Source organism: Frankia sp. CcWB2, from assembly GCF_977927585.1.
Genome location: NZ_CDWRCM010000117.1, coordinates 6,571 through 11,597 on the forward strand (window position 1 = coordinate 6,571; position 5,027 = coordinate 11,597).

5 protein-coding genes are annotated in these 5,027 nt (G+C 68.9%); all 5 read right to left on the minus strand.

All coding sequences use genetic code 11. The annotated features are described in order from the left end of the window. The coding region (locus tag ACY45C_RS13450) for an acyltransferase family protein (RefSeq protein ID WP_462187950.1) at positions 1-653 on the minus strand (653 nt) is incomplete at its 3' end. A gap of 401 nt (positions 654-1,054) precedes the next feature. After that, on the minus strand, positions 1,055-1,852 hold the full coding sequence (locus ACY45C_RS13455) for a class I SAM-dependent methyltransferase (RefSeq protein ID WP_462187951.1): 798 nt from the start codon (positions 1,850-1,852) through the stop codon (positions 1,055-1,057). Positions 1,853-1,922: 70 nt separating this feature from the next. After that, complete coding sequence (locus ACY45C_RS13460) at positions 1,923-2,873, minus strand: sugar phosphate isomerase/epimerase family protein (protein ID WP_462187955.1); 951 nt, start codon at positions 2,871-2,873, stop codon at positions 1,923-1,925. A gap of 270 nt (positions 2,874-3,143) precedes the next feature. Then, positions 3,144-4,079, minus strand: a complete 936-nt coding sequence (locus ACY45C_RS13465) for a Ppx/GppA phosphatase family protein (protein WP_462187956.1) — start codon at positions 4,077-4,079, stop codon at positions 3,144-3,146. Between the two features lie 161 nt (positions 4,080-4,240). Continuing rightward, entirely contained in the window at positions 4,241-4,921 is a 681-nt protein-coding gene (locus ACY45C_RS13470) for a response regulator transcription factor (protein ID WP_011434934.1), read from the minus strand. Positions 4,922-5,027: the final 106 nt, after the last annotated feature.

Here is a 5,027-nt window from a genome sequence, read left to right on the forward strand (position 1 = left end):
ACCGCCGCGAAGGCGATCATGGCGAGAAGTATCTTCAGCAGGTGCGCCCGGAACCGGTCCGAGCGGCTGACAATCAGGAACAGCCCCGGCCACAGGAGATAGAACTGCTCCTCCAGGGACAAGGACCACACGTGGGCCAACCATCGCCCACCGGCGGCAGGATGTAGGACCTTGTACCAGTTGTTGACATTGAAGAAGGCGGAGAGCGCACTCCCGATGTAGTCGTCCCGGAAGGGGATGTCGTTCCATTTGAATGCCACCGTCACCACGAGCCCGACGAGCAGGTACACCCACATCGCGGGCATCAGCCGGTAGGCCCGGCGCACCAAGAATCGACTCACCGAGATCGTCCCGGTCCGGCTGTGTTCGGTCAGCAGGAGCGCGGTGATAAGAAATCCACTCAGCACGAAGAAGACGTCGACGGCGACGTTGCTGGCATGGATCGCGCCCATGTGGCCGGCGAGGATGGTGTAGATACAGACGATCCGCAACCCATCCAGCGCCGGGTTGTACGCGAACTTCGCCGCGGCGGCAGCCGCCGAGGGCTCGGCCGGCCCGGCCGGCATGGAGGGTCCGGCCGGCGGCTCCCAGCCGGCCGGGGTGCCGTCGCGCTTTATCCTTGTCGCCTCAGTCTGCTGTGGAGCAAGCCGCATGATGACCGTCGCCTCCTCCAGCGGGCGCCGGCAGTCCCGGCACCGACGCCCGACACTCAGGGTGACCGCACGGTGCCGCGGTGACCCGAGCGTGAGGCGCTCCCGAACCACGCCTCCGGTCGGACCAATGGCCCGGACGCGGGTACCCGTATCACTCCGCTACGCCAGCGAAGTCAGACACCACTGTGCGAATGACGCAAGACTAACGGATCGGAAAATTCAGGGCGAGACGGGTACCAGTGGCCACAAAACAACGTCACACCAAAAAAGCGACGCTGTGCGCACGGTTCATTACGAAGACACATCGGCCGAACCATGGCGTCACGGTGCGTCAGAGAAAAGGGGGGGATCGCCGGCTGGGAGAGCCGCGGCAGGGGCGCCCACGCCGTCTCTCCCGCGCGCTACTCGGGAACCTGGGCAATCACCAGGAGCGTACGAAACGGCTCGACGACGACACCGTCAGGAAAGGCGCGCAGCATCGTGCGACGCTCCGCGTCAAGGAAATCGCCGAGGCGATCGCCGATGGCCGCGACGTAGGACTTCGACCGCTGCCACGTGAGGTAGTCATCGATGTTAATCCGGCGCCGCCACCGGCCGGTCAGGGTGACGACCTCACTGAAGTGGCCGGTCCACCGCAGCTCGTCGGCGAACGGTCGCGCACGGTACCCGCGGTGATATCCGGAGTTCATCCGCTCGAGCCGTTCCTGCTGGCGCTGCCACCACCGGTACTCCTCGGCGTCGACGTCGTTCCACCACACGGCGAGGGCTCCGCCGGGCCGCAGCACGCGGGCGGCCTCGGCCGCGGCGGTCGGCACATGTACCCAGTGCCATGCCTGGGCATAGCAGACCAGGTCGGCAACCTGGTTCCGGAAGGGCAACGCCTCCCCGTCCCCGCGCACCGTGGGCAGTCCGGGGCTCCGCTCGCGCAACCGCGCCAGCATGTTCGGCCCGGGTTCCACCGGTACCACCCGCGCGCCCCGGCCGATCAGCAGGCGCGTGGCGATGCCGGTCCCGGCGCCGACGTCAAGCACGTCCGCGCCGCGCAGCGGCCGCCCGAGGAACCGCTCGACGTCACGGAAGATGTGGTCGGGATAACTCGGCCTGGCCGCGGCGTAGGCATCCGCCAACGGGTCGAACAGCGAGCCGGTGGGGGTACGACCAGAAGGGACGGACACTCCGCCATGGTGGCACTCGACCATAGCGGCGATCCACGGGAACGGTGTCAGCCCCGGACGCGGGTCAGCTGTCGGTGGATCAGCTATCGGTGGATCAGCCGTAGGTGGAACGGAGTCCTGCGGCAGACGGTGCGGCGAAGTGCAGACGGGTGAACGCCAGCGCCTCGGCGAGTTCGGCCTCGCGCTGGGCGCGCGACTCGGCCCGCCTGGTGTTGATCTCGACCACCACGGTGCCGGCGAAACCGCCGGCGGCCAGCAGTTCGAGCAGCTCGGCACAGGGCTGCGTGCCACGACCGGGGACGAGATGTTCGTCTTTGGCCGAGCCCAGACCATCGGCCATATGCACGTGGACCAGCCGCTCGCCGAGAAGCTCGGCCATCTCGAGCGGGTCCGAGCGGGACACACTCGTGTGCGACAGGTCGAGGGTGACATGCGCGTAGTCATCCTCGACCGGGGACCAGTCCGGGGCATAGGCGGAGACCTCCCGCCCCCGCGCCCGCAGCGGGAACATGTTCTCCACCGCGAAGCGGATGTCGGTCTCGCCGGCCATCCGCTCGATGCCCGTCACGAACTCGCGGGCATAGTCCCGCTGCCAGCGAAACGGCGGGTGGACGACGACCGTCGACGCGCCGAGCGTCTCAGCCGCGGTACGGGCCCGCACCAGCTTCGCCCATGGATCCGTACCCCAGACCCGCTGGGTGAGCAGCAGGCACGGCGCGTGAATGGCCAGAATCGGGATGCCGTGATAGTCTATCAGCCGCTTCAGCGCCTGCGGATCCTGGCTGACCGGATCGGTCCAGACCATAATCTCGACCCCGTCATACCCCAGCCGCGCCGCCATCTCGAAGGCCGAGGCGGTGGACTCGGGATAGGTCGAAGCCGTGGAGAGCGCCACGCGGGCACCCGGAGCGGTCGTGACCAGCTCGGGCGCTCCGCGCGGGACAACGGGCGAGGAGCCACCGCCACCACCGCAGCCGCCGCCACCGCCACCGCCGGGCCCCGGACCGCCCGCGGCCCTGCCGGACGAGATCGGGGCGGGAGCCATCGCGGTCGGCGCCACCGACCGCGCGTCGTCACGCCATGCCTGCAATCCGTCTCCCTGCCGCGCGAGCCGGGGGTTGGCCGTCATGACCGACCTCTCTCCCAGGCTAGGCCATCTCCGCGGGCCCGCCCGCACAGACATCCGCGGGATGACGGTTGGAACCCCCCTATCGCCCGTGAGAACGGCCACATCAGGCAATTACGCACCTCGAAAGCACTTTCTGCAACGCCCATGTCACCCTCTGTCGGGTAAAGGGAATTCATCGCTCCGGCGTCAGGATGAGGTGAGCCAGTCCAGCCGGCGCAGGATCACCCCTTCGCGCAGGGCCCAGGGGCAGATCTCCACCTCGTGGATGGCAAACAGACCGAGAGCCTCGTCCGCGACGACCGCCCCCGCGACCAGCTGGGCCGCCCGGGAGGCGGAGACGCCCGGCAGCGCCGCGCGTTCCTCGACCGACATCCGGCACACCTTGGCCGTCACCTCCGCGAGGTCGTCCCGGCGCAGCACCCGGCGGGTATAGGGACCGCGGCTGTAGGGCTCCGCACCGGCGATCCGGGCCAGCGACCGGAAGGTCTTCGACGTCGCCACCGCCCTCGTGTGCTCCCCCAGGGGGTAGATCGTGCCCACGATCGGCGCGATCTGGGACCGGACATAACGGCGCAGCTCGCTGAGCTCGGACCGCTTGGGCGGGTCGCTCGGAACCAGCCAGTCCCGGGTCAGCCGGCTCGCGCCGAGCGGCAGGGATGCGACCACCTCGGGATCCTCGTGCATGCCGGCGCCGATCTCCAGGGAACCACCGCCGATGTCCAACGCCAGCAACCGGCCGGCGCTCCAGCCGAACCACCGGCGGACGGCGAGGAAGGTCAACCTGGCCTCCTCCTCCCCGGGCAGGACGCCGATGGCGACCCCGGTGGCCTCGCCCACCCGGCGCAGGACCGCCTCTCCGTTGGTGGCGTCCCGCAACGCCGACGTGGCGAAGGCCGCCAGATCGTAGACCCCGAGCGCGTCGGCCTGCTGGCGCATGTCCAGAATGCAGGAGGTCAGAGCGCGCTCTCCGGCGGCGTCCAGCGCCCCGTCCGTGTCGAGCAGTTCCACCAGCCGCAGCGGCACGCGCACACTGGCGGCCGGCTGTGGCTGGCCGCCCCGGTGCGCGTCCACGACAAGCAGGTGGACGGTGTTCGAGCCGATGTCGATCACACCAAGACGCATCGGACCGGGATGTGGACCCGCCGGGAGCGGACTCACCGCGGCCGCCTGCCGTCCCGGAGCGACAGCGGCGTCGGGCTGCGCCACGATCTTCGGAAACCACGCACCCGGACACACGCCACCGAGCACCTCTTCACCGTTCCCTCCGGCCGCGACCGCCGGGGTCACGGCTCGAACTTGTATCCCAGTCCCCGAACGGTCACCAGGTGCCGCGGGTTGCCGGGTTCGTGCTCGATCTTTGTCCGCAGTCGTTTGACGTGGACATCCAGGGTCTTGGTGTCGCCGACGTAGTCCGACCCCCAGACCCGGTCGATCAGTTGGCCCCGGGTCAGCACCCGGCCCGCGTTGCGCAGGAACATCTCCAACAGCTCGAACTCCTTGAGCGGCAGGGTGACCGTGGTCCCGTCGACGGTGACGACATGGCGCTCAACGTCCATCCGGACCGGGCCTGCCTCCAACGTCGCGTCCCCCACCTCCTCGTTCTCCGACCGCCGCCGCAGCACCGCGCGGATCCGCGCCACCAGTTCCCGGGCGGAGAACGGCTTCGTGACGTAGTCGTCCGCTCCGAGTTCCAGCCCGAGCACCTTGTCGATCTCGCTATCCCGAGCGGTCAGCATGATGATCGGCACAGTGGAACGGGTTCGCAAGGTCCGGCACACTTCCGTGCCCGACAGGCCCGGCAGCATGAGGTCCAGCAGCACAAGATCAGCCCCCCGCCGATCGAACTCGGCCAGCGCGCTGGGGCCGTCGGCGACGACTCCCACCTCGAAGCCCTCCCGTTCCAACATGAACGACAACGCGTCGGAGAAGGACTCCTCGTCCTCGACCACGAGCAGCCGGGTCACCTGTTCGCTCCCCTTGTTACGTTGGACGGACCGGCCGACCCGGACCGCTTCCTGTTATTGTCGATGGGACGGGTGGACCCGCCGCGTTCACTGGTCATGACCAGTA

Excerpts from the sequence above, each read along its gene's own strand:
- ACY45C_RS13465 (WP_462187956.1), bottom strand. The coding sequence starts at position 4,079 with ATGCGTCTTGGTGTGATCGACATCGGCTCGAACACCGTCCACCTGCTT.
- ACY45C_RS13455 (WP_462187951.1), bottom strand. The coding sequence starts at position 1,852 with ATGGTCGAGTGCCACCATGGCGGAGTGTCCGTCCCTTCTGGTCGTACC.
- ACY45C_RS13460 (WP_462187955.1), bottom strand. The coding sequence starts at position 2,873 with ATGGCTCCCGCCCCGATCTCGTCCGGCAGGGCCGCGGGCGGTCCGGGG.